This is a genomic window from Ensifer adhaerens (assembly GCF_028993555.1).
In the GTDB taxonomy this organism is placed as follows: domain Bacteria; phylum Pseudomonadota; class Alphaproteobacteria; order Rhizobiales; family Rhizobiaceae; genus Ensifer; species Ensifer adhaerens_I.
Window position 1 is genome coordinate 1,210,398 of record NZ_CP118611.1, and the last position, 24,886, is coordinate 1,235,283.

The 24,886-nt window shown below is 62.7% G+C and carries 21 protein-coding genes and 2 pseudogenes; 4 read left to right on the plus strand and 19 right to left on the minus strand.

Annotated elements, in window-relative coordinates:
* Nucleotides 1-296 precede the first annotated feature (296 nt).
* The 17 genes from PWG15_RS25725 to PWG15_RS25805 all read right to left on the minus strand — a co-directional run bounded on the left by PWG15_RS25725 (nucleotide 297) and on the right by PWG15_RS25805 (nucleotide 19,547).
* On the minus strand, nucleotides 297-1,349 hold the full coding sequence (locus PWG15_RS25725) for an alpha/beta fold hydrolase (protein WP_275026933.1): 1,053 nt from the start codon (nucleotides 1,347-1,349) through the stop codon (nucleotides 297-299).
* 157 nt (nucleotides 1,350-1,506) lie between these two features.
* Nucleotides 1,507-2,448 (minus strand): GlxA family transcriptional regulator, encoded by a 942-nt coding sequence (locus PWG15_RS25730; RefSeq protein WP_275026934.1) that lies wholly within the window; start codon nucleotides 2,446-2,448, stop codon nucleotides 1,507-1,509.
* Nucleotides 2,449-2,526: 78 nt separating this feature from the next.
* Nucleotides 2,527-3,165 carry a VOC family protein gene (locus tag PWG15_RS25735; RefSeq protein ID WP_275026935.1) on the minus strand — a complete coding sequence of 213 codons (639 nt, stop codon included), beginning with the start codon at nucleotides 3,163-3,165 and terminating at the stop codon, nucleotides 2,527-2,529.
* A 53-nt stretch (nucleotides 3,166-3,218) separates the two neighbouring features.
* Nucleotides 3,219-4,562, minus strand: a complete 1,344-nt coding sequence (locus tag PWG15_RS25740) for an epoxide hydrolase family protein (RefSeq protein WP_275026937.1) — start codon at nucleotides 4,560-4,562, stop codon at nucleotides 3,219-3,221.
* Nucleotides 4,563-4,649: 87 nt separating this feature from the next.
* The gene (locus tag PWG15_RS25745; RefSeq protein ID WP_275026938.1) at nucleotides 4,650-5,450 is read right to left on the minus strand and encodes an SDR family NAD(P)-dependent oxidoreductase; all 801 of its coding nucleotides are present in this window, start codon (nucleotides 5,448-5,450) and stop codon (nucleotides 4,650-4,652) included.
* A gap of 370 nt (nucleotides 5,451-5,820) precedes the next feature.
* Nucleotides 5,821-7,146 carry an acetamidase/formamidase family protein gene (locus tag PWG15_RS25750; protein ID WP_275026939.1) on the minus strand — a complete coding sequence of 442 codons (1,326 nt, stop codon included), beginning with the start codon at nucleotides 7,144-7,146 and terminating at the stop codon, nucleotides 5,821-5,823.
* 63 nt (nucleotides 7,147-7,209) lie between these two features.
* On the minus strand, nucleotides 7,210-7,425 hold the full coding sequence (locus PWG15_RS25755) for a hypothetical protein (protein WP_275026940.1): 216 nt from the start codon (nucleotides 7,423-7,425) through the stop codon (nucleotides 7,210-7,212).
* A gap of 233 nt (nucleotides 7,426-7,658) precedes the next feature.
* A complete protein-coding gene (gene msrA, locus PWG15_RS25760) occupies nucleotides 7,659-8,396 on the minus strand; it encodes a peptide-methionine (S)-S-oxide reductase MsrA (RefSeq protein WP_275026941.1) in 738 nt (245 codons plus the stop codon).
* Nucleotides 8,397-8,406: 10 nt separating this feature from the next.
* A complete protein-coding gene (locus tag PWG15_RS25765; protein WP_275026942.1) occupies nucleotides 8,407-10,176 on the minus strand; it encodes a cytochrome c biogenesis protein DipZ in 1,770 nt (589 codons plus the stop codon).
* 263 nt (nucleotides 10,177-10,439) lie between these two features.
* Nucleotides 10,440-12,026 (minus strand): dipeptide ABC transporter ATP-binding protein, encoded by a 1,587-nt coding sequence (locus tag PWG15_RS25770; RefSeq protein WP_275026943.1) that lies wholly within the window; start codon nucleotides 12,024-12,026, stop codon nucleotides 10,440-10,442.
* On the minus strand, nucleotides 12,023-12,868 hold the full coding sequence (locus PWG15_RS25775) for an ABC transporter permease (RefSeq protein ID WP_275026945.1): 846 nt from the start codon (nucleotides 12,866-12,868) through the stop codon (nucleotides 12,023-12,025). Before PWG15_RS25775 ends, PWG15_RS25770 begins: the two co-directional genes overlap by 4 nt.
* Nucleotides 12,869-12,877: 9 nt before the next feature.
* Nucleotides 12,878-13,831 (minus strand): ABC transporter permease, encoded by a 954-nt coding sequence (locus tag PWG15_RS25780; RefSeq protein ID WP_275027217.1) that lies wholly within the window; start codon nucleotides 13,829-13,831, stop codon nucleotides 12,878-12,880.
* A gap of 65 nt (nucleotides 13,832-13,896) precedes the next feature.
* The gene (locus PWG15_RS25785; RefSeq protein WP_275026946.1) at nucleotides 13,897-15,525 is read right to left on the minus strand and encodes an ABC transporter substrate-binding protein; all 1,629 of its coding nucleotides are present in this window, start codon (nucleotides 15,523-15,525) and stop codon (nucleotides 13,897-13,899) included.
* 29 nt (nucleotides 15,526-15,554) lie between these two features.
* Nucleotides 15,555-16,505: a LysR family transcriptional regulator gene (locus tag PWG15_RS25790; protein WP_275026947.1), complete on the minus strand. Its 951-nt coding sequence runs from the start codon at nucleotides 16,503-16,505 to the stop codon at nucleotides 15,555-15,557.
* Nucleotides 16,506-16,541: 36 nt separating this feature from the next.
* On the minus strand, nucleotides 16,542-17,990 hold the full coding sequence (locus PWG15_RS25795; protein ID WP_275026949.1) for an NAD-dependent succinate-semialdehyde dehydrogenase: 1,449 nt from the start codon (nucleotides 17,988-17,990) through the stop codon (nucleotides 16,542-16,544).
* A gap of 3 nt (nucleotides 17,991-17,993) precedes the next feature.
* Entirely contained in the window at nucleotides 17,994-18,500 is a 507-nt protein-coding gene (gene fae, locus PWG15_RS25800; RefSeq protein ID WP_275026951.1) for a formaldehyde-activating enzyme, read from the minus strand.
* Nucleotides 18,501-18,527: 27 nt separating this feature from the next.
* Nucleotides 18,528-19,547, minus strand: coding sequence for an aldo/keto reductase (locus PWG15_RS25805; protein WP_275026952.1), 1,020 nt, complete (start codon nucleotides 19,545-19,547; stop codon nucleotides 18,528-18,530).
* Nucleotides 19,548-19,821: 274 nt separating this feature from the next.
* Here PWG15_RS25805 and PWG15_RS25810 point away from each other — a divergent pair, with 274 nt between their 5' ends.
* The 4 genes and pseudogenes from PWG15_RS25810 (at nucleotide 19,822) to tsaA (ending at nucleotide 23,207) form a co-directional block, all read left to right on the plus strand.
* Nucleotides 19,822-20,859, plus strand: a complete 1,038-nt coding sequence (locus PWG15_RS25810; protein WP_275026953.1) for an iron ABC transporter substrate-binding protein — start codon at nucleotides 19,822-19,824, stop codon at nucleotides 20,857-20,859.
* Between the two features lie 26 nt (nucleotides 20,860-20,885).
* A pseudogene (locus PWG15_RS25815) lies at nucleotides 20,886-21,890 on the plus strand (FecCD family ABC transporter permease).
* Nucleotides 21,887-22,711 carry an ABC transporter ATP-binding protein gene (locus PWG15_RS25820; RefSeq protein WP_275026955.1) on the plus strand — a complete coding sequence of 275 codons (825 nt, stop codon included), beginning with the start codon at nucleotides 21,887-21,889 and terminating at the stop codon, nucleotides 22,709-22,711. The pseudogene PWG15_RS25815 and the gene PWG15_RS25820 overlap by 4 nt, the downstream one beginning before the upstream one ends.
* A complete protein-coding gene (tsaA, locus tag PWG15_RS25825) occupies nucleotides 22,686-23,207 on the plus strand; it encodes a tRNA (N6-threonylcarbamoyladenosine(37)-N6)-methyltransferase TrmO (protein ID WP_275026957.1) in 522 nt (173 codons plus the stop codon). The genes PWG15_RS25820 and tsaA overlap by 26 nt, the downstream gene beginning before the upstream one ends.
* 57 nt (nucleotides 23,208-23,264) lie before the next feature.
* On the opposite strand, the pseudogene PWG15_RS25830 reads toward tsaA, so the two are convergent.
* Together PWG15_RS25830 and PWG15_RS25835 are read right to left on the minus strand one after the other, a co-directional pair.
* A pseudogene (locus PWG15_RS25830) lies at nucleotides 23,265-23,470 on the minus strand (TOBE domain-containing protein).
* 265 nt (nucleotides 23,471-23,735) lie between these two features.
* On the minus strand, nucleotides 23,736-24,803 hold the full coding sequence (locus tag PWG15_RS25835) for an IS110 family RNA-guided transposase (protein WP_275023278.1): 1,068 nt from the start codon (nucleotides 24,801-24,803) through the stop codon (nucleotides 23,736-23,738).
* Nucleotides 24,804-24,886: the final 83 nt, after the last annotated feature.

Here is a 24,886-nt window from a genome sequence, read left to right on the forward strand (position 1 = left end):
ACAGGTGTTCCTTTCGGGCCCGATTGCCCCGTGCGACTGTCGAGACACAGATGGCGCGCGACAGGTGTATGGGATGTTTCAGCGACAAGCGGAAATGTGTGGAAGTCTGCCAAGTACCGGAGCTGATACACGCTGATACGAAGGCGGCCATCTGGTGCATGCGGATCGGCGCGCGTGAAACGCGCTCGGCCCGGCGTCTTTCCGTGCCGGGCAGTTTTCAATATGCATCGGCACGCAAAAAAGCGCGGGCCCGGTGAACCGGAACCCGCGCCTCCACGCAATCAGCGGGAGAAAAACTAGAAGCGGTCGACGTCGATGATCGCTTGGGCGAAGGCGGACGGCGCCTCCTGCGGCAGGTTGTGGCCGATGCCGCCGGTGGCCAGCCGATGCTCGTACTTGCCGGAGAAGCGCTTGGCATAGGCTGCGGGGTCCGGATGCGGAGCACCGTTGGCGTCGCCCTCGAGTGTAATGGTCGGCACCGTAATGGTCGGGAACTGCGCGAGCCGCCTTTCGAGATCGTCAAACTTTGCTTCGCCCTCGGCGAGACTGAGCCGCCAGCGGTAATTGTGGATCGAGACATCGACATGATCAGGGTTTTCGAGCGCCTCGGCGCTCCTGTCGAAGGTGGCATCGTCGAAATCCCACTTGGGCGAAGCGAGCTTCCAGATCAGTCTGGCGAACTCCTTGTGGTTCTGCTTGTAGCCCTCATACCCCCGCTCGGTGGCGAAGTAGAACTGATACCACCAGGCAAGCTCGGCCTGCGGTGACAACGGCTTCCTGTTCACCTCCTGGCTGCCGATCAGGTAGCCGCTGACCGAGACCATCGCCTTGCAACGCTCGGGCCAGAGTGCGGCGATGATGTTGGCGGTGCGCGCACCCCAGTCGCAGCCGCCGATGACCGCCTGCTCGATCTTGAGCGCATCCATCATGGCAATGATGTCCGCGGCAATTGCCGCCTGTTGGCCGTTGCGCGGTGTGTCGGCGGAGAGGAACCGGGTCGTGCCGTAGCCGCGCAGATAAGGAACGATGACACGATAGCCGGCATCGGCCAGGAGCGGCGCCACATCCACATAGGTGTGGATGTCATAGGGCCAGCCGTGCAGCAGGATCACGACCGGCGCATCGCTTGCGCCAAGTTCGGCGTAGCCGACGTTCAAGACGCCAGCATCGATCTGCTTGAGGCTCGCGAAGGATTTGTTCGTCCCGGGAGTGACGGTCGGAAGGCGCGGCGCCTCGCCGTTTGCTGCTTGCGCCCTCGCGACGCTCACTGATGCGAACTGCGTCGCCGCAAGCGAGAGTGCGAGTGCGCCGAGGAAACGACGGCGTGGGTGATTGATTTCGTCCGACATTGGCTGCCTCCGGTGAACTGAGCTGTCATCAGAGATGGAGCACCTGTGTAACGCGGTCGTGTGCTTTGCGGCTCCTATTGCAAGCAAGTGTAGAGTACCAAGCGGCGGATACACGGCGATACAAATTTCGGCAGAAGGAGACCAATCGCTGTGCCGTTCAGGCGATGCCTTCGCGCGCATTGCGTCGGATCGTCTGTGGCGGCTGTCCGAGCGTGCGCAGAAAAGCCCGACGCATGCGGTCGCTGTCGGCAAAACCGGTCTCCTCGGCAATCACGTCCATCGAGTGGCGTCCCTGCTCCATCAACAGGCGCGCCGCTTCCACGCGCAGATGCTCGACCGCTTTCGCCGGCGACTGCCCGGTTTCCGAGCGGAAGGCACGGCTGAACTGCCGCGCACTCAGGCCTGCGGCGTCCGCGAGCTCCTCGACCGACAAGACGCTGCGCAGGTTCGCCTTGGCATAGTTGACCGACTTCTGGATGCGGTCCGACTTCGGATCGAGTTCGAGCAATGCGGAAAACTGTGACTGGCCGCCGGCGCGCCGATGATAGACGACAAGCTTGCGCGCCACCTGGCGCGCGACATCCTCGCCATGGTCCTTCTCGATCATCGCCAGCGCCAGATCGATGCTGGCCGTCATGCCTGCCGAGGTCCACACGCTGCCATCGACGATGAAGATGCGATCCTCCTCGACCCGCACCTCCGGGAAACGCTCCCGCAACTGGCGCGCAAACACCCAATGAGTCGTGGCGCGGCGCCCGTCCAGCAATCCGGACTCAGCGAGGATGAATGCACCGGTACAAGGCGCAGCCACCCGCCGCGAGGCCTTGAGCGCCTGACGCGCGAACGCGACCAACCCTGACGTTACCGGTTCGATCTCGGTGCCCGCTCCAAACATGACGGTCTCGTAGGCGGTATAGTCGAAGGCCTTCGTCAGCACGCCGAAACCGGCGGACGACTTGATCTCGCCGCCGACCTCGGACAGCAATTCGATCTCGTAGACCTGTTCCCCAAGCGTCAGATTGGCGACCTCGAAGGCAGTGACCGCCGCAAACCCCATGAGCTGAAATCCTGGAAAGACAACGTAGCCAATCCTGTGCATGTCATACCACTCCTGTCCGGAATGATCGCTTATAGCAGATTTGCGCCATGAAGGGAATGTGGCGGCCTTGGGACTGCCTCATTCGGGCAACGGTTTTCCGGCATGCTCTGCGACCATGTGGGCGGCATACCAATCCGGCCAGTTGTGGTCGTGTTGTCCACCGTGGCGCTTCTCGTGTTCGCCGTGCGCGGCGGCGGCGCGACGCAGCGCCGCCGCAAGATCGGCCACCGAAGCGAATTCCGTGGCATCGGCGTCCACGCGGCCAGGCAGGCGCTCGGTCACTTCCTGCAGCAGCCAGCCGTTCCCATCGGGATCGCTGAAGGTCGCATAGGAGCGGTAGCTGCTACGGGCCGGATCACGGCCGCTGATCGCCGGTTTCCCAGGACCTTCGCGATGGAAGATTTCGCTGACCTCCGCACCGCCCTTGATGAGTTGCGAACGAGCCGCCTCGATATCAGAGACGACCAGATAGAGGCCGCTCGCCGATCCAGGAGGGGCCGAGGTCAACCCCGTGCCGAAGTGGATGGACGCCGGCGAGCCGGGCGGCGTGAACTGGACGACCCGAAACGTATCGCCGACCGGGAAATCCGCATCGAGCCGCCAACCAAGATTGGCGTAAAAGGCCCTGGCGCGGTCAACATCCGAAACGGGTATGAGCGCGACTTCGAACTTAAAGTCGACGGTTTGCGCTCTCTTTTCGCTACCTGCACTTGTCATGACACTTCTCCTTTCTTGCAACAGCGGGGCGCGCTCTCGCACGCCCCTTTCTGTCAGCTCGGTTGACGCAGTGACTTGAAGGAAGCTCTCAATTCATCGACCAGGGCTTCCGGCTGTTCCCAGGCTGCAAAATGTCCGCCCTTGGCGAGACGATTATAATGGATAAGCTTCGGGAACGCCTTCTCCGCCCAGGACTTCGGCGCCTGATAAAGTTCGTCCGGGAAGGCGCTGACAGCCACGGGAATCTGGATGCCCTTCGGCTGGAAGAACGCGAGCTTGTTCTCCCAGTAGAGACGCGCCGATGACACGGCAGTATTGGTCAGCCAATAGAGCGTGATGTTGTCGAGCACATCATCGCGGCTCAGGCCCTCCGACTGACCGTCGAAGACGCGGGCGATCAGTTCGTAGCTACGAGCGTCATGGTCCAGCATCCAGCTGGCAAGCCCGATCGGCGAGTCCTCGATGCCATAAAGCGTCTGCGGACGCTTGCTCATCTCCTGCGCATAGGACAGGCCGTTCTTGTAGAAGAAATCGAGCTGGTCATAGGCACGGCGCTCGTCGGCCGAGAGATTGGATGGCGCTGGACCACCGGCGTCGAGGCTCTTCTGGATCTCGGCCGGGACGGTCGCCGGCATGTTTGTGTGGATGCCCAGCAATCCGGCCGGCTGCTGCAGGGCCATCTGTTCCGTGACGGCATCGCCCCAGTCACCGCCCTGCGCGATATAGTGGGTATAACCCAGCCGTTGCATCAGGATCGCCCAGGCCCGCGCGATCCGCACCGGATCCCAGCCGCGTTCGGTGGGCTTGCCGGAGAAGCCGTAGCCCGGGAGCGAGGGAATGACCACGTCGAAGGCATCGGCTTCGCTGCCGCCGTGCGCCGTCGGGTTCACGAGAGGATCGATGATTTTCAGCTGTTCGATGATCGAGCCCGGCCAGCCATGGGTCACGATAAGAGGCATCGCGTTCTTGTGCTTCGACCGCACGTGGATGAAATGGATGTCGACGCCGTCGATGTTGGTCACGAACTGCGGCAGGCCGTTGAGCTTCTTCTCGACCCTGCGCCAATCGTACTTGGTGGCCCAATAGTCGGCGAGCTTTTGCATGGTAGCGAGTTGCACGCCCTGGGTGCCATCGTTGACCAATTCGCGGTCGGGCCACTTGGTCGCCTGAATGCGCTGCTTAAGGTCGGAAAGCGCCGCATCGCTGGCATGAAACTGGAATGGGCGGATGGATTCGTCTGCCGCAGGCTTTGCGGCAGCGGTGATCTGGGCACCGCCCACCGAGGAGGCATCTGCGGCATGGGCGGCGAACGGCGGAAGCAGGATCGCGATCGCTCCGGACAGCGCGAAGGCGGCCAAGCGACTGCTCTTGGCAGTTGGCAAATAGCGTCTGGACATCATCATTCTCCTGGTTCGAGTTGAGGCGATGCCAGAGGCATCGCCAGGTAATTCCGGGATGGGAGGAGCCCGGAAGCAGATCGGGGGCTATCCCCCGATGTTGTAGCGAGCGGCGGGTGCGCTCCTGGAAAGGTTCGGCATGAGTTTTTGGCGGGCCGCCTCATAGGTTGCCCAATCTGCGGCATCCGGCAGCGCCGGGATCGTGATCACCTCGCCTTGGTCGAGACCGGCAAGTGCGGCATCAACCATGTCTTCGGCCCGCATGACGATCTCGCTTGGAACATGTTCGAGCGGAGTGCCGGCAATGCCCCAGAAATCGGTCGCAGTCGCCCCCGGCAGCACGGCCTGGATGCGGATGTTCTTGTCGGCAAGTTCCTTCTGAAGCGACAAGGTGAAGGCCAGCACGAAGGCCTTCGTGCCACCGTAGACGCCGTTCAGAAGCTCCGGCGCAACGCCGACGATCGAGGCGATGTTGATGATCGTGGCGGCGCCACGTGCAGCAAATCCGGGCGCGGCCGCATAGGTCAGGCGCGTCAGCGCGCTGACATTGAGCGTGATCATCTCCTCCATCTTGTCGACATCGGACGCGAGCAGCGGCGCAGTAGCACCAACCCCGGCGTTGTTGATCAGCACCGTGATGCTCGCGTCACTTTTGAGGATGTTCTCGACCCGCCGGACATCGTCCTTGTTGCCGAGATCCGCAGCGACGACTTCGATGGCGCGTCCCGTCTCGTCCGCCAGGCGGCTGGCGAGATCATTCAATCGCTCGCGGTTGCGGGCAACGAGGATCAGATCGAGGCCGCGGCGGGCCAGGCGATCGGCATAGATTGCACCGATACCGGATGATGCGCCGGTGATGAGTGCCGTACCTTTGGAATTTCTGCTCATTTCAAGCTCCTTTGCCTTGGTTGGAGCCTCGATGTTAGGGTGAAACGTCGACGTCTCAAATGTCATAATTCCAGCACTTTACGCCATTGCGCCCGCACCGGCTTTCTACGACCGCATGGGGCCGGATGCGAACCAAATTTCGCCGTGACCATGCGTGCGCGGTGTATCCGAGATGTGTTCGGGAGCGGCGTCTGTGTATCTCAATGTTCAAAAGGGCGAGCGCGACTGCAGACCGATACGCAATGCTCAGGGGTTCCGCGGCGGCACCTTGCGAGTCTGCAAAAGCGAACGGGGCCGACGCAGTGTCGACCCCGCTCCAGAACATCCACACGCCGATCGGCTTCGCTGGAAAACACAGCGGACCGACGGGTCAGAGATTGTAGAGGCTGCGCGCAAACGCGCCGATGCCTATTTCGTCGAGGAGGCTGAGCGGAGCACGGAAAGTCACACGGGCCACACCCGGGTGGCGGCCGATTTCGATGGCCCCGGCAATGGTCGCGCGGTTCATCACTTCCGGAACGCTGATACCAAAGAGCTCCGCAGCGCGTTCCAGCCCGTTTTCGGTTGCTTCATTCAGGTTCGCACCGGTGCCGATGAAGGTGACCGGGGCATCGGCCTCGATGTCGCGAACACCATGCTTACGCGCAAGCGCTTCCACCCGGGTGCGTTCTGCATCGTCGAGCGGACGCGCCAGAAACGGCACGTCGTCCAGAACCGGCAGCAGGATCGGTCCGTCGATCTTGAGCCCCTTGATGACGTGAACCTCCAGCGTCACTGTCCCGGAGACATCACAGGTATGGCCAGCGATTTCGCCGTCTCCCTGCATTGCGTGCATGTCGCCCATATAGACGCCGCCACCCGGAACTTTGACCGGGCATATCAGGATCGCCCCTTCCCGCACCGTGTTCACGTCCAGATGGCCGTCGGTCTTGTGCTTGGTGAGTTCCTCCGCCGTGAGGGAATAGGCATGCGGAGCATCGGTCAGGAACTGGCCGAAATCGCCGGCATTGTGTGAGTCCGGCATCGCCTTCGAGGGCGTGGTGCCCAATTGGCCTAGGAAGGGCCGCAGCCGTGTGGCAACACCGACGAGATCGGCCGGCGCGAAGGTCAGGATCGGATGCTGGATCGAGCTGTCAGGCAAGGCCATCAGGCGATCCGCATCTGTGGCGAAGGCCTCCGCGACGGATTTCCCGACGGTGAGGCCGACCCGGCGCTCATCGTCGAAGGCGATCGTGTAGCCATTGGTGAAGATGAACGGCGTCGCGTCCGCACCGCAGTTTTCGCAGCGGATCGCGGCCTGGCCGATGCCCTCCACCCTCGTGCGCGGCCATTGCGTGCCGCAGCCCGGGCAAACGGCGGCACAGAAGGGATCACCATTGAAGCGGCCCACCACCACCTCGTCGTTTCCGGAGGCCGTCGCCGCCGAGGTGACGACCAGCGATCGGATCCGGATGGCGATCGCATCGCCGACCTCGGCGCCCGCAACGGCCACCGGCCGCGTGACCTCATGTCCGCCGCGGATTTCGGGTGTGATCATTGGCCCCCAACATCCCGGCGCCGTGTTCGCGATAATGACACCGCCATCGGCGACGGGGCCGAGCATCGGCTCCGCCGGGTCGAGTATCCCGTTGGTCAACTCGTTGACGAATACCGTCCGAGCAGCGACGGTATGGCGCTCTCCTGCTTTCTCAAGCATGTGACTTTCCTCCGTGTTGATTGGTTTCAAGGGTTGGTGCCGCCGGTCTTCACGGCGTGATCGTCAATCGAGGAACGGGCTGGAATGCTCCTCATGCGGCGCTTCCTGCAGCAATCCTCCGTCCTCAAACGCGGCCACCTGCGGCCGAACGGTGGCCGTTGCGGACGTCGAACCGGCGACGAGCGCGGCAAGAAGCGAAGGCTCTCCCGGATCGCTATCCCAAGCGCATGGTGCGGCCGCGAGGACGGCGATGGCGAAAGCTGTTGCGAAGATACGCATGATGGCTCCTTCCGTTGATCATGACTGCTGCGGCTCGCCCGTTACCGAGGACCCGAGCCTTGCTCGCAGACAGAGTGTCCCTTGGGCGTATCGCGGATGTGTGCAGGCAGCCGCGAAACTGTATCCTTATGTAGAAGGCTGACTGGCTCGGCCCCTCCCGATACGCGTGTGCAGCGCACGCGCTCGTCGACGCACCCTGTCGTTCTTAAGGATTCCCGCAAGCTCGCGACCAGCTACGACGCGCTGCCTGCGACAAGCACCGGCTTCTCGCGATAGAAGTCCGGGAACAGATGGTGCAGCGCTCCGATCTTCGGTTGCTCGTAGATGACCACATAGGGCTGGCCTGGATTGTTGTAGACGTAATCCTGGTGATAGGCCTCCGCTTGATAGAAAGCCTTTCCAGGTTCGACCGTCGTCGCAAGCGGCCGAGCAAAGACGGCCGCCGCGGTCAGTTGCGCAATATAGTCGGAGGCGACCTTCGCCTGCGCTTCATCGCGCGGGAAGATCGCCGATCGGTATTGCGGTCCGCTGTCCGGCCCCTGCCCGTCGACCTGTGTCGGATCATGTGCGACCGAGAAGTAGATCTCGAGCAGTCGCCCATAACTGATCTTCTTGGGATCGAAAGTGATCTCCACCGCTTCGGCGTGGCCGGTGGTTCCGGTTTCCGTCAGTTCATAGGTTGCCGTCTCCGCGCTGCCGCCGGCATAACCGGACCTGACGCCCGTGACGCCGACCACATGCTGAAACACGGCTTGCACACCCCAGAAGCAACCGCCTGCGAGCACGGCCGTCTGCGTTGCCTCCGTTGAAGCGACATCATGGAGCGCCTTGGGAATGGGTTTGACCTGCTGCGCCGCCGTCTGCTCGTCCAAGGCGAGGATCAGCCCGCCGCCGACTATTGCCAGTGCGACGAGCAGACGTCGGCCAAGGGCGGGCATGCGGCGCCCGTGCTGCTGTTGTTTGTCGGCCATCTCTCAACTCTCATCCAAATGTGAAAACGAAGGCTTCTGCGCCGGGCTCGAGAAAGCGGATCTCGAACGTCCGTTCCCGCGCCGCGCCTGATTGGCGCACAAGCTGATAGAGGCGCGTCTCCGTGACCGTCCCCCTTCCGGACGCGTCGATATCCGAGCCACGGTCTGCTGCGGGCGGCGCGCCATCCACCGTCACCTGAAACCGGATCGGTTTGCCGCCGGCGCCAGGCCCCAGAACCAAGTGCAGATCGCGGGCGCGAAACCGGTAGGTGATACCGCCGCCCGCTTCGTTGACACGCGCCTGCTGGGCTCCGACTGTCCAGTTGCCGGTGAGGCCCCACTCGTTGAGACGCGGGCTATCGATCGTGTACCGCTTGGCGCTGTCTGCGGAGACGCCTTCCGGAGACACGAAATTCGCGGCCCTCTCATACCCGACATAGGTCTCGCTCGATCCGAGGCGGGAAAGGTCGGGCGCGGCTTCTGCGCCTTTCGCATCCGGTTTGACGTAGTTTTCTTCGGCCTTCCGCTTTCCCGCGGCCTCCGCCAGCAAATCCTGGATCACCCGCTCGGAACCCTCATAGTCGCCTTCGCCGAAATGCGTGTAGCGGATCTGCCCCTCGGCATCGATGAAGTAGTGGGCCGGCCAGTAGCTGTTGGAGAAGGCGCGCCAGATGGCGAAGTCGTTGTCGATCGCCACCGGGTAGGTGATCTTGAAGTCCCGCACCGCCTTCTCGACGTTGCCGATCTGCTTCTCGAAGGCAAACTCCGGCGCGTGCACCCCGATCACGACCAGGCCCTGGTCCCGGTACTTCTCCGCCCAGGCCCGGACATAGGGGATGGTGCGGATGCAGTTGATGCAGGAGTAGGTCCAGAAATCGACAAGGACGACCTTGCCGCGAAGCTCGGCCGGCGTCAGCGGCTTGGAATTCAGCCACTGAACGGCGCCGTCGAGCGACGGGAACGACCCTTCGACCGGCAGATCGCTGCGATAGTCCGCCTGTCGCGTATCCTTCGCGGCAACGGTCATGCGCGTGCTGGCGACGTCCACAGGTGACGCATCGCTGCGCAGGCGATCGAGAATCGACTGTTCGAAGCCCGACGTACTCGCATAGGAAAGCTGCGCCAGCAGGCCTGTGTCGAGGCCAAGGGCGATGGCCGCGACGCCGGCAAGGACTGCGATCCCAAGGCCCTGCCTGATCCGGTCGCCGATGCCGAGGAAACGCTTCATCGCCGCAAACACCCGTGCGCCGGCAAGAACGGCCAGCGCCAGCGAGGTCGCGGCACCGGCAGCATAGGCGACAAGCAGCAGCGTCGTCTGCACGTTCGCACCGTTAAGCGCCGCGCCGGTCAGCACCAGGCCGAGCACCGGCCCGGCGCAGGGCGCCCAGAGCAGTCCGGTCGCCACACCGAGCAGGATAGCCCCACCGATGCTGCCCTTCTCCCCGGTCGTGGCCTTTCTCGACAGCCGATTGCCGAGTGCGACGAGCGGGCCGGTCACGAAAGCCGAGGCCCGCGTTGAGAGCAGCGTTACGCCGAAGACGGCGAGCAGCGCGATCGCGGCATAGCGGCCAAACGCGTTCGCCTGAACCGCCCAATTGCCGCCGAGTGCTGCAAGCGAGGCGATCGCCGCAAAGGTCACGATCTTGGCAAGTAGCATTGGAAGAATGCTGGTGGAAAAGGGTTGGCCGGCGCGGGCAAACACGAATGGCAAGACCGGCAGGATACAGGGACTGACGATGGTCAGCACGCCCGCAAGATAGGCTACAACAAAGAGGATCATCATCGTCTCTCCGCACTGGATCAATGCCCGAGGCAGTGATCACTTGATATGTGCGGCAGAGGACCATCGTGGCGTATCGCGGATGTTTCCGATCGATGGAGAATTGTATCTCAGTGCAACAGCCGCGGTGCTTGCGGGGTGGCGGCACGTCGCGATACACGCTTACGGCCAGTTGTTCGCTCGAACCGGCGGGCACTAGGGACCAAAACAAAGGAGGCCAGGACGGGCCCGGCCTCGATTGATAGGCAGCGTATGCTATCAGCTCAGAACGTGCTTCGCCCCGGAGCAGCCTCCAGCAAGGTTCTCGTATAGGGATGGCTTGGCGCCTGCAGCACCATTGCAGCCGTCCCCCGTTCGACGATCTCGCCCTTCTGCATCACCACGATCTCATCGCTGATCTGGGCTGCGACCCGCAGGTCGTGGGTGATGAACACGATGGCGAGCTGTAGCCTCTCCTGCAAATCGCGAAGCAGCGCCAGCACCTGCGCCTGGACCGAGACATCAAGCGCCGAGACGCTTTCGTCGGCGATCAGCACATCCGGCTGCATGGCAAGCGCCCGGGCAATGCCGATGCGCTGCCGCTGGCCGCCGGAAAAAGCGCCGGGCTTGCGCCAATAGGCGCCCTTGTGCAGGCCAACGAGATCGAGAAGCTCCTCCGTCCGCCGCCGCGCCTCAGTGGAATTTGCGCCCGCAAGGCGTGCAGCGCGCGCGATCATCGGGCCGACCCTGCGGCGCGGATTAAGCGAGCCGAAGGGATCCTGAAAGATCATCTGGATCGTGCGTCGATACTTCTCGAGCTTCTTGCCCGGCAGGGCCAGAATGTCGGTGCCCGCCACCTCGACACGCCCGCCCTTCGCCTCGATCAGCCGGATCATCGCCTTGGCAAGCGTCGACTTTCCGCAACCGGATTCTCCGACGATGGAGACGACCCGTCCGGGTGCAAGGCTGAGATCGATGTCCCTCAACACGGCCAACGCGCCATAGGAGTGCTGCAAGCCGCGGACGGCAAGCACTGGGTCCGCTTGTGCCGCGGCCGGACGATCGTGCGGATTAAGGCTTGGAACCGCTGCGATCAAAGCTTGGGTATAGGGATGTTGCGGTGCTGTCAGCACCTGCTTCGCCACGCCGATCTCGACGATCTCGCCATGCTTCATCACCGCGACCCGGTCAGCGATATCGGCGACGACGCCGAAATCATGGGTGATGAAGACGATGCCGTGGCCATGGACGTCTCTGAGTTCGCCGATCAGCTTCAGGACCTGTGCCTGGGTGGTCACGTCGAGCGCAGTCGTCGGCTCGTCGGCAATGAGCACGCGCGGGTTCATGGCAAGCGCCATGGCGATCACCACGCGCTGGCACTGACCGCCGGAGAGCTGATGCGGATAGGCCTTGAGGATGCGGTCCGGATTGGGGAGCCGCATCGCCTCCACCAGTGCCCGCGCCCGTTTTGCCCTTTCGCCGGCATCGAAGTCCGAATGAAGGAGGAAGACTTCCTCGATCTGCGCCGCGACCGTCATTGCCGGATTGAGCGAGGCCATTGGCTCCTGGAAGATCATCGCGATGTCACGGCCGCGAATGGCACGAAACGCCTTCTCCGACAGGCGCGTCAGGTCCTTGCCCTCAAGTAGAACCTGCCCGCCGCTAAGCTTCAGCCCCTCCGGTACTGCGCCCATCAGCGCACTCGACAGTACCGACTTGCCTGAACCGGACTCGCCGACGACGCAGAGGATCTCGCCGGGCCTCAAATCAAAGCTGACATCATTGACCGCAAACGGGCGATCGGCGCCCTTAGGCAAGGCGACGCTCAGGTTTTCGACCTTGAGGATCGGTTGTCTTTCATCCGTTCTCATGCGCGCCGTCCTTGTGCGTCGGATACTTCCCGCAATCCATCCGCAAGCAGGCTGAGGCCCAGCATCAGTGACGAGATTGCAAGACAGGGAAAGATCACGAGATGCGGAAAGGCAATCGCCATGCCGCGGCCCTCATTGACCATGGTGCCCCAGTCGGGCGTTGGCGGCGGCAGGCCCAGGCCGAGGAAGCCGAGCGTGCCGATGGTGATGGCGGTGTAGCCAAGACGAAGACAGAAATCGACGGCGAGAGGGCCACTGGCATTGGGCAGGATGTCGAAAAGCATGATGCGCCAGGCGCTCTCGCCCTGTGTAATTGCAGCCGAAACGTAGTCGCGGCTCGCCACATCGATGGTGATGCCACGCACGATACGAAAGATCGCCGGCGCACTGCCGAAGGTCACCGCCAGGATGATGTTGAACGGCGATGAGCCGATCACCACGATGATGACGATGTAGAGCACCAGCACCGGAAATGAGAGCACGACGTTGGCGAAGTAGGACAAAACCGCGTCGAAGCGGCCGCGCCAGTAGCCGGCGGCAAGACCTAGCGTCACGCCGACGAAATAGGCCGTCAACGTCGCAAGCGTCGCAAAGACCACGACCGTGCGGGCGCCATAGATCAGCCGCGAGAGGATGTCGCGACCGAGCATGTCGGTACCGAGCCAGAAGGTGCCGCCTGCCGGATTGAGCGCGCCGGGTTTGGCGAGCGGCATCAGCGTCTTGATCGGATCAAAGGGGGCGAGAACCGGCGCCAGCAGCGCGGTTAGCAGCCAGCCGAGACTGAGCAGGCCGCCGACGACGGTGATCGGGCTCGAAAGATAGGGAAACAGAAATTTGCGCATGTCGGTGACCTATTTGCTGCCCATCGCCGCTTCGAGAAGCGATACGCGGGGATTGAGCCAGCCATATGCGATGTCGGAAAGGATCTGGGTGGCGACCACCACGAGAACGCTGACCATGGCGCAGGCTTCGACGAGGCGGATGTCACTGTTGAGCGCGGCGTCGTAGAGCAGCGTGCCGAAGCCCTTGTAGGCATAGAAGACCTCGACGACGATAACGCCCGACAAGAGCCACGGCAGTTGCAACATGATGACGGTGACGGGCGTAATCAGCGCATTTCTGAGCGCATGGCGCCAGACGATGCGGGCCGGGCTCGCGCCCTTCAGGCGGGCGGTCCGGATGTAGTGCGTGCCCATGACTTCGACCATCGAGGCCCGCGTGACCCGCGCAAGATAGCCGGTCGAATAGAAGGCGAGCACCAGGACCGGCAGGACCATTTCACTCAGCGAGAAGCCCGAGAGCATCGTGCTCGCTCCCGGAAGCCAATTGAGCCAGAAGACGAAGACCGCCGAAAGAAACACCGCCGAAGCGAAATCCGGGATCGATGTGGTAACGATCGATAGCAGCGATACGGCCCTATCGATGAGCGAGCCCGGCCGCATGCCGGCGAGGATACCAGCGAGCAGACCGACTGGAACCATGACCAGCAAAGCCCCGCCGGCGAGCAGGCCGGAAGCGACCAGCCGGTCGGGAACGAGATCGATCACCGGTGCACGGTAGTAGGTCGATTCACCCCAGTTTCCTGACACGAAGGACCATAGCCAGCGGCCATAGCGGATGAAGAATGGATCGTCATAGCCGTTGGCCGTCAGCCAGGCGGCGCGCTGAGCGTCCGTCGAGAACTGGCCGAGCACCTTGACGGCAACGTCCTCAACGTTGACCTCAAGCGCCAGGTACACGAGGAAAGACACGGTCAGCATGGCGACCGCCGCGCCGCCGAGCTTGCGCACGATAAAAAGGATCAGGGTCACGGGGAACCACTCCTTGCCGGGTGGGTATAGGGCCGCAGGATGTGCGGCCCCTTGTGAAATTACGCCTGGGCGAGCCAGATGCCGTCCATGCGGAAGTAATCCGCCGGGTGCAGCTTGTAATTTCTGACCTTCATGGATGTTGCGCAGAAGCGGCTCGGCCAGTAGGCCTGCACCATGACGGCATTGTCCTGAAGGATCTGTTCGACCTCTTTCATCGCCTCGCTGCGCTTGGCCGGATCGACCACCGCCATCGCCTTGTCGAGGGCTGCGTCGAACTCCTTGCTGGCGAAATGGCTCTCGTTCCAGGCGCCGCCGGAACGATAGGCAAGATCCAGCGTCATCGAGCCGAGTGGACGGTGCGCCCAATAGGTCAGGCCAAAGGGAACCTTGTCCCAGACCGGCCAGTATTGCGAGGCGGGGAGCACGTTGAGCTTCAGCCGGATACCGGCTTCCGCCAGGTTCTGCTGCAGCACCTGGACGGTGTCCTGTTCCCATTTGCCTTGAGTGTTGCCGAGCGTGATCTCGATATCGAGGCCGTCCTTGTAGCCGGCCTCGGCAAGCAGGGCCTTGGCCTTCTCGACATCACGGGTGACAGGCTCCAGCGGGAAGTAGTCCGGCTGCGTCGGCGAAACATGCACGTTCGCGCCAATGACACCTTCGCCACGATAGGCGACGTCGAGCATCTGCTTGTTGTCGGCGGCAAGCTGGATAGCCTTGCGAACGCGGATATCGTCGAACGGCTTTGCGTCCACCTGCATGCGCATGACCAGCGTATGCGCCGGATTGGCCTTCAGCACCTGGATGTTCGGCAGCGACTTCATCAGGTCGTATTCGGCGATGCTGGCGCGATAGATGACGTCGATCTGCCCGCTTGCGAGAGCCGCCAGATGCGTCGTCACATCCGTGCCCATATCGATGTAGTGGATCTCGTCGAGATGCGCCGGCGTTCCCCAATAGTCCGCACGCTTGGTGAACACAGCCTGACGGCCGACCTCGAAGCTTGCGAGCTTGAACGGACCGGTTCCGATCGGGTTTGCCGGCCAATTGCTGCCGTCCTTGACGAAATTGTGGTGCACCATCGGGCAGGTGTAGGAATAGAGCTGCTCTGGCAGCGAGGACACGCCGCGCGACAGCGTGATGCGCACGCTGTGATCACCCGTCTTCTCAACCTTCTCCACAGCGGAAAATGCCGTCTTGTTCGACGATTGCGCGTCCGGCGCGATCCAGCGCTCGATGTTGAAGATCACGTCCTCGGGCGTGAAAGCATCGCCATTCGACCACTTGGCGCGCTCATCCAGCTCAAAGTCCCAGACCTTCAGGTCCTCGGACGGCGTCCAGCTCTTGGCAAGGTAAGGATGGGTGATGTTGTCGGCATCGACGTAGGTCAGAAATTCGAGGCAGTTGCGATAGAGGTTGGAAGCCTCGATCCAGCTCGAAAGCATCGGATCGGTCAGTTCCTGGATCTGGCAGGCAAACCGCAGCTTGCCGCCGTCGACGGGCGTCTCTGTCTGGGCGAGCGCCTTCCCCGTCATGCCGGCAAAAGCGCTGGCGGATGCGACGGAAACGCCAAGCCAGGCGCTGGCGCGCAGGAACGAGCGGCGGTCGATCGCACCGGAGCGGACTTGCTCAACCAGGTCCTTGACGGACGAATGGAGCGGCTGACCGCTGTTTGTCTTTAGATCCTTCATGTTTCCTCCTCCTCGATTATGTTTGGTTTTCAGGCGCTGTCGGTCCCGCCGATCACGCGCAGGCCTCTGCGGTGGCCATTCGGCCGACCATTGTTTCTGAAGCGGCTGATAAGCCACGAGCGGAAGCCGGCGATGAGCGGATCCGCCAGTCCATCGGCATCGATTTTCAGGTAGTAGCCAAAGCCCTCGTAGTAGTCGGCGTCGAAGGGCGTCACGAGCCGACCGCTTTCGAGTTCTTCGCGGAAAAGCACCGGATCGACGAGCACCATGCCGTGTCCAGAAAGCACGTACTGGACGGCGAGGCTGGCGCTGTCGAACGTCACGCCGCGACCGGTCGAGACATCGGAGATACCGTTCTGCAGCACGAACCGCTGCCACATATGGTGCGGATCGAGATCGACGATCTTGATATGAACGATCTCGTTCTCGGCGATGAAGGCGGCGATTTCGGGCAAGCCGTTACGCACCAGGTCCGGATGGCAAAGGATCGTCGGGCGCTCCTCCCAAAGAAGGTCGGTGATCCATTCATCGACCGTCGGCCGCGAATAGACGACAGCGAGGTCGAACTCGCTGTTCGGCCCGCCGTAAGGCGTCGACACTTCGAACAAAACCTCCGGGAAGCTGCGGCGGAAATCGGTGAGCAGCGGCACCGTGAGCTTCATGGCGAAACTCGGCGGCAGATTGATGCGCAGCTTGCGCTTCTGCCCGTCCTTTTGCCCTACCTCCCTGAGCGCCTGCTCGATCCGGTCGAAACCCTTGGCCACGCCTGACAGTAGCGCCCGGCCTTCGACCGTCAGCGCGATCGACTTGTGGCCCCGCTCGAACAGCTTGTGGCCGATCGATTCCTCCAGCCCGATGACATGACGCGAGAGCGCGCTTTGCGAAATGTTGAGAGCATTCGCAGCGTCGGTGAAGCTGTTGTAGTGCGCCACGGCTTCGAAGGCGCGCAGGGCATTGAGAGGAAGGCGACGGCGATCCATGGTCGGATCCTTTCTGTTCGGGGCGGGGGCGGTCTCTTATTGTACGGAGAGCCCTCCGAAGAGCACGTATTTGCTTTCCAAATACTCATCGAGCCCTTCGCTCGCGCCTTCACGACCGAGACCCGATTGCTTGATCCCGCCAAAGGGTGCGACTTCGGTTGAAATCACCCCTTCGTTGATGCCCACCATGCCCGCTTCGAGCGCCCCGGCAACGCGCCAGGCGCGGCCGATATCGCGCGTGAAGAAGTAGGCGGACAGACCCGTTTCCGTGGCGTTGGCAAGCGCGATCGCCTCGTCTTCGCCACGGAAGCGGAAGAGGCCTGCCACAGGCCCGAAGGTCTCTTCCTGCGCCAGCGCCATGTCCGGCGTGACGTCCTTGAGGACCGTCGGCGCGTAAAACAGCCCACCGCGGTCGTGGCGTGCGCCCCCCGTCAGGACGCTCGCGCCCTTCGAAATCGCATCGGCAACGTGCCGCTCGACCTTGGTCAGGGCCGCAGCATTGATGAGCGGCCCCTGGGCCGCGCCATCTTCCACGCCAGCCGCCACCTTGAGCGCAGACACCGCCTCGCTGAGGGCGGCCGCATAACGGTCGTAGATGCCGTCCTCGACAAGGATGCGGTTGGCGCAGACGCAGGTCTGTCCAGTGTTGCGGAACTTCGAGGCAATCGTGCCGCGAACCGCCAATTCTATGTCGGCATCGTCGAACACGATCAGAGGCGCGTTGCCGCCGAGCTCGAGGCTGACGCGCTTCACCGTGTCTGCACACTGCCGCATCAGCAGCTTGCCGGTCGCCGTCGAGCCAGTGAAGGAAAACTTCCGAACGACCGGGCTCGCCATCCAGACGCCGACGACGTCAGCCGGAGACTTCGTCGTAACGATGCTCACAACGCCGGCTGGCACGCCGGCCTCCTCGCCGAGGCGGGCGAGCGCCAGTGCCGACAGCGGTGTGTCCTCGGCGGGCTTGATGACGATCGTACAGCCGGCTGCAAGCGCCGGGCCAATCTTGCGGGTGATCATCGCCAGCGGGAAATTCCAGGGCGTGACCGCCGCAACGACACCAACCGGCTCCTTCATCACGACGATACGGGCGTCGCTCCGGTGCGGCGGCACGACGCCGCCATGTGAGCGACGGCCTTCCTCCGCAAACCAGGTCAGGAACCCGGCGGCATAGGCGACCTCACCACGGGCTTCCGCCAGCGGCTTGCCCTGCTCGGCAGTGAGAAGCCGCGCAAGCTCCTCCTGCTTCGCGAGCATCAGCCCGGCCCAGCGCCGCAGCACCTCGGAGCGCTGCGCGGCCGTGGTCTGCCGCCAGCTCCGAAAGGCGAGCTCCGCGGCATCGAGCGCTTGTTGGGCTTCCGTGGCACCGCAATCGGCAACGCGGGTGATTTCGCTCCCATCGGCTGGATTAAGGACGGAGAAGCGCTTCTCGTAGGCGGCGTCTTTCCACTCTCCGCCCACCAGGGCCTGGCGTTCTACAAGCTGCATGGATCAGGCAGCCTTCGGCGTGAAGAACGGATTGCCGACGGTCTGTAGACCCTGCTTCAACTCGTCACGCGACGGCCAGTTGCGGGTCAGCGCACGCTTAGCTGCCATGTGCGTCGCCGTCCTGTTGTGGGCGTAAACCGCTTCGGCATCATCGGCCGTCGGGTTGACCCATACCGCGGCGATCGCCAGCCAGTCATCCTCGGCCTCAGCCGGCAGCGTACCATCGAGCAGCGCTTCGGTGATGCCGGCGGCGACGCCCGCCTGGGCCGGCCCCCAGGTCATGGTCTCATGCGTACCCGGCTGCAGCACCGCCTTGGCGATGAACAGCGTCACCGGCTTTGCCGGCAGGTTCGGTTTCAGGATTGCCTGGAAGGGCAAGTGGCCGGGACCGGGGCTGGCCGCCGCCGTCGCCAGCGCACCGGCGATCGGACCATCCTTCGGACCGAGGTAGAGATTGATATGCGCAGCATTCGGGCCGGAGCCCTCGAAGCCTTCACCGATATAAAGCACGGGTATTCTCCAGAATGAGGAAGTCGATCAGGACGCCACGGCCAGGGGCGCAGCCGGCGCGGAAAGCGAGCGCGGGCGGCGGACCGGGTTGTAATCGTTGATCATGTCACGTGGCCGGTAGGGTTCTTCGAGATAGGCACGATCGCCGGCGTCGAGTTCGATCTTTGCCGCTTCGAGCGCTGCTTCGACCTGCTCGGCACTTTCGGCCCCGAAAATCGGCACCGTGCTGTTGCCGGAACCGATGACCCAGGCCTGGGCGATCTGGCTGGCGGTCTTGCCGTATTTGCGTGCGATCTCGTTCACCCGGTGGGCGATCTCCTGGTCGATCTCGTCGCCAAACCAATCGAGGTAAAGATCATGCGCGATGCGCGGGGCTGAGCCACCGCCTGCGAGATAGCCGCGCGCCAGCGGCGAAAAGGTCGTGACTGCGATGCCCTCGTCTTTGCAGTAGGGCATCATCTCGCGCTCTTCCTCGCGGTAGAGCAGCGAGTACTGGCATTGCATGTTGATGAAGGGGGTCCAGCCGTTCTTTTCGGCGATGTGGTTCATCTTCGCGAACTGCCAGGCATACATCGTCGATGCGCCAAGATAGCGGGCCTTGCCGGATTTGACGATGTCGTGGAGCGCCGACATGGTCTCTTCGATCGGCGTTTCCGGATCGAAAGCGTGGATCATGTAGATGTCGACGTAGTCGGTGCCCATCTGCTCCAACGAGCGGTCGATCGACTTCATCAGGTGCTTGCGCGAAAGGCCCTTGTCGTTCGGGCTGTCGCTCATCGGATAGAAGGCTTTGGTGGTGAGCACCAGGTTTTCGCGGCTGGTCAACGACAGGAGCGTGCGGCTGACGACGCGCTCGTTGAGCCCGGTCGAGTACCAGTCGGCCATGTCGAAGAAGTTGATGCCCGCATCCAGCGCGGCCTTCAAGACCGGCACGGAGCGGCCTTCGTCGAGAACCCAGCCCTTCCACTTGGAAGAACCGAGACCCATGGTGCCAAGGCAAAGGGATGACGTCTTCAGGCCGGTCTGGCCAAAGCGATTGTATTCCACGGCGATGTCCTAAAAGAGTTTCTCCTCGACCGGGACAATGTCGATGGTCCGCCGATTTGACAAATAGACTTATTCGATCGCGCCATCTCAAAAAGAGATGGGAAAAGAAGAGGATGGCGGCGACCACCCTTCGCTTGCGGGGATACGGCGGTGCGCACCGCTTGCGCCGCTTCATTCCGTTCGTTCGCCGCGATTTTTCAGGCAATATATTCCACGAGATATAACGTGGTGCCATAGTGCGCGCCGACCGATCCCTCTCGCTATCGTGGCCTCCATGTTGAAATCTCTTGCGATAATCGTCTCAGCCGTGCTCGGCCTTGCTTCTGCCGCTGCCGAGGCGCGTACCATCATCGATGCCGCCGGGCGAACGGTCGAGGTTCCCGATACCATCACGCGCGTGCTTGCCGCCGGCCCGCCAGCTTCGGTGCTGACCTATGTTCTGGCACCGGACAAGCTCGCCGGTTGGGTGCGCGAGCCGACGGATGAGCAAAAGGCATATCTGGTGCCGTCAGTCCGTGATCTCCCGACCTATGGCCAACTCACAGGCAAGGGAGGCAGCGCCAATGTCGAGGCGGTGCTTGCCGCAAAGCCCGATATCATTCTCGATGTCGGCACCGTCAACGACACCTACCGCTCGCTTGCCGACAAGGTACAGGCGCAGACCGGCGTCCCCTACGTCCTGATCGACGGGCGCTTCGCCGACAGCGGCAAGGCGCTGCGCGATGTCGGCGCCCTGCTTGGCGTGACCGAACGCGCCGAGACACTCGCGACTTACGCCGATCGGCGGATCAAGGATCTGAACGACAATCTTGCAAAGATCCCAAGGGATCAGCGGCCGCGCGTCTATTATGGCCGCGGCCCGGAAGGGTTGGAAACGGGACTTTCCGGGTCCATCAATGTCGAGATCCTCGAAGCCGTCGGCGCCGCGAACGTGGCGGCTGCCGCCGGCAAGGGCAGCCTGACCCAAGTGTCGCTAGAACAGATCCTGTCCTGGAACCCGGACTTCATCATCGCCGCAAGCGGAAAGTTCGCGGCCTCGGTAAGAAAGGACCCGCTCTGGGCCGATGTGAAGGCGGTCACCAACGGCCGGGTCTTCACCGCGCCGTCGCTACCCTACGGCTGGTTCGATTCGCCGCCCGCCATCAACCGACTGATTGGAGTGGTATGGCTCCAGAAGCTGTTCTATCCCGCTAGCTTTAATGGTGATCTCGCTGCCGAGGCCCGCAATTTCTACAGGCTGTTCTACCAGGTCGATCTGACGGACGAACAAGTGGCCACGCTCCTGAACGGGGCGGTGCCCCCTTCGAAATGAACAGGAGACAGGAAACGCCGGAATTGATGGCGGCCGAGCGCAAGGGCCGGCTCTGGCTACTCGTCGGCGCTCTCTTCCTGCTCGCCTTGGCGTCGCTGTCGGTCGGCAAATATGCCGGCCCGTCGGAGATTTGGCATGCGCTGCGGGCGGCCGTCTCCGGCGAAGCAGGCGATCCCGTTCTTTCGACTGTGCTGTGGAACGTCCGTCTGCCGCGCGTGGCGGCTGCAGTGCTCATCGGCGCTGCGCTCGCCGCTGCCGGTGCCACCTATCAGGGACTGTTCCGCAATCCCCTCGTCTCGCCCGATATTCTCGGCGTTTCCGGCGGCGCGAGCCTCGGCGCAGTCGTTGGCATCTTTCTCTCCCTGCCGGTCCTCGCAATCCAGGCGATGAGTTTTGTCGGAGGACTGCTGGCAGTCGCCGCGGTCTATGCCGTGGGGGTGGCGATCCGCGGGCGCGACCCGACGCTGACACTGGTGCTGGCGGGGATCGCCATCGGCGCCCTTGTCGGCTCAGGCATATCGCTCGTCAAGATTCTTGCCGATCCCTACGACCAGCTCCCGGCAATCACTTACTGGCTGCTCGGCAGCCTCACCGCGATCACCCGTCTCGACGTGATGTCTATCCTGCCGGCGCTGCTGATCGGGCTGGTGCCGCTTGTGCTTTATCGCTGACGCATGAACCTGATGACGCTCGGTGACGAGGAAGCCCAGACCTTGGGCATCGACACCCGCCTCACCCGCGCAGTGCTTATCGCTGCGGCAACCCTGATCACGGCGGCCGTCGTCTCCGTTAGCGGGATCATCGGCTGGATTGGCCTCGTGATACCGCATATCGCGCGCATGCTGGTCGGTCCGGACTTTCGCCGTCTGCTGCCGGCCTCGATGATTTTCGGAGGCGCGTATCTCCGGATCGTCGACATGCTGGCGCGCAGCATCGCCCTCATCGAAGTGCCGCTCGGCATCCTGACCGCTGCCGTCGGCGCGCCTTTCTTTCTGTGGCTGCTCGCCTCCGGCCGGAGGGCCTGGCAATGACGCTGGAAATCCGGAGCCTCGCCTTTGGTTATGGCGCGCGCACTGTGGGCGAGAACATTTCCCTATCGCTTGCGGCCGGAGAGGTCTTGGCGCTGCTTGGTCCCAATGGCGCAGGCAAGACCACATTGTTCAAGACCGTTCTTGGTCTCCTACCGGTCAGGGCCGGCGACATACTTCTGGACCAGAAACCGTTATCTGTCTGGTCGCGGCGCCAGCGCGCCAGGCACATCGCTTATGTGCCGCAGGCACATGCGGCGCTTTTCCCGTTCACCGTGCTGGAGGTGGTGCTGATGGGGCGAGCCCCTCACCTCGCACCGTTCTCGTCGCCTGGCTCCCGCGATCGTCGGATCGCGATGGAGGCGCTGGCCGGCCTTGGCATGGCGCACCTCGCGATGCAGCCCTATACCGAGATCAGCGGCGGCGAGCGCCAGATGGCGCTGATTGCTCGCGCCCTTGCCCAGGAACCCTCCATCCTCGTCATGGACGAACCGACTGCCAATCTCGATTACGGGAACCAGATGCGGGCGCTCTCTAACATCAGGGTACTGGCGGCGCGCGGGCTCTCGGTCGTGCTCTCGACGCACAATCCGGATCATGCCTTTCTGGTCGCCGATCGCGTCGCCCTCCTCCATGCCTCCAAGCTCATCGCGCTCGGTTCGCCCAAGGATGTGTTGACGCCCGCGGCGCTGAAACAACTCTACGACATCGATGTGGTGATCGGTTCGATCGACGGCAGTGCGGCCCGCCTGTGTGCGCCGCGCTTTGCCATCCCCTCTGCAAGCAAAGGAGCAGGCCATGGTCCGCCAGAACGAAATCCGTGAGAACGAGGTGGCAGTGGAGCCGCCAGTGGCAACCGATGCCGGCCTTGTCTTCATCGGCCGCATCTCCACACCCTGGACCTCGCGCATGGAAACGCCGCGTCAAGGCCGCCATGACGGTCCCGTCTGCCGCATCGAAATCTTCGCTCCCTGGGTTCTCGCCCTGAAGGGTGTGGAAGTCTTCGAGCGCCTGGAGATCCTCTATTGGCTCGACCGCTCACGCCGCGACCTGGTGCTGCAAAGCCCCGCCAGCAACGGTGAAGTGCATGGGACGTTTTCGTTGCGCTCGCCAGTGCGACCCAATCCGATTGGCACGTCGATCGTCAAGCTTGAAGCGGTGGAAGGCTCGACCCTGCTTGTGCGCGGTCTCGACTGCCTCGACGGTACGCCACTCATCGACCTCAAGCCGGACCGAACCCTCTTCAAGCCGATCGCGCCACCGCAGCGCGGCGATTTCGAGACCGGCGACAGCGGCCCGCATCATTGCCAGAAAGCGTGATACGATCGTGAGTTGGATGGGCGCGACGGAAATCCGCGCGCCCTTCCGGTCGACGTGTCAGTCAATCCCGACCATGACATCAGAAGCCTTGATGACCGCGTAGGCCTCGCTGCCGACCTTCAAACCCAACTCGTCGACCGACTCGTTGGTGATTGCTGCGGTCACGATCGAGCCGCCGACGTCGATACGAACGTGGGCGGTGGTTGCGCCCTTGATCACTTCGACGATCTGCCCTTGAGGCGATTGCGTGCGCTGATTTTCATGCGGTTCTCCAATGAAAGAACGCAAGGGGCAAAACACCTCCATTTGGCGGCTTTTCCTTGGGTTCGGTTGGTTATTGATCGGCATTTTCGCCGATCGGCTAAATGTCTTCCTTCCGCGCGACAGGCATCTGCCGTTCGGTTCTCGAACCAATCTCCAATGCGTGACCTGATGCGTTGGCTTCGGTCACAGAGTGACGTTCGGCTCCCGGCTTCCCATTCTCCTTGAGGAGCGCAGCCCGGACCTGCCGGGCTCGCTAGAACCTGATCAGGACAGCTGGGATATCGTCGACGCGCCTTCCATGGGGCTGGTGTCGCGCCGCTCGTAGGCGCGCTGGTCACGCAGGATCTGGAAGGCGATCGTCAAAAGCTTGCGTGCGATCGCCACACGCGCCTTGTTCACTCCTCTGAACTTCAAGTGGTCGTACTGGGCGCGCAGCTCAGGATCGCTGGCGATGGCGGGGGTGACCGCCTCGACGAACGCCCAGCGCAACCATTTATTGCCCTGCTTGATGATCTTGCCGTGGTAGGTCTTGCCGCCGGAGGAATAGGTCGATGGCACGAGGCCGGCATAGGCGGCCAGCTTCTTCGGGGTGCGGAACCGGCTGATATCGTCGATCTCCGCATCGATCAGCCGGGCGAAGAACTCGCCGATGCCGGGGATCGTCTTCAACAGCCTGACATTGCCATTGCCCTTGGTCATCGCCCGGATCGTTGCTTCCGCCTGCTTGATCCGCACGTCAATGTCGCCGATGAAGGCGAGGCCACGGTCGATCTGGATACGGTCGATCGCTGAGACCTCAATCTGCGCCAGCTGGCTGCGGCCGGCCTTGCCAAACAGGTCCCCAAGCGTCTTCAACTGCGCCGTCTGTTCCGGATAACGATCAAACACCGTGACTATGCGGTTCTTCGTCATCGTGCGCAGCCGCACGTAAAACATCCGCTCGCGCAGCGCGACACGCAACTCGCGGGCCTTGTCGCTCGGTGCCCAGGCCTGTGGCACCAGGTCGGCCCTGAGCAGGTGTGCCAGCACGGTGGCGTCGATCTTGTCGGTCTTGATCTTGGCGTCGGCGATCGCCTTGACCTTCAACGGATGGGCGAGAACGACATCATCACATATGTCGTCGAGCCAGTCGTAGATCACCATCCAGTTGCGCGTCGCCTCGACAACCGCATGGCTGTTCTCGCGATAGCGTTCGAGAAAGCTGCCCAGCGACTGGCGGTCGTTCTTCACCCGGCCGGATCTGAGCGTCTTGCCGCCCGAATCCTGCACCACCAGGTGGCTGTAGGATTTGTGGTAGTCGACGCCGATATGGTATTCATAGGACGCAGTCATGCTTCCAACTCCCGTGTTGAGATCTCGAAAACCCCAACAGGATAAGCCGAAAGGCTGGAAGCGTGACTGTCCCTCGATCATCA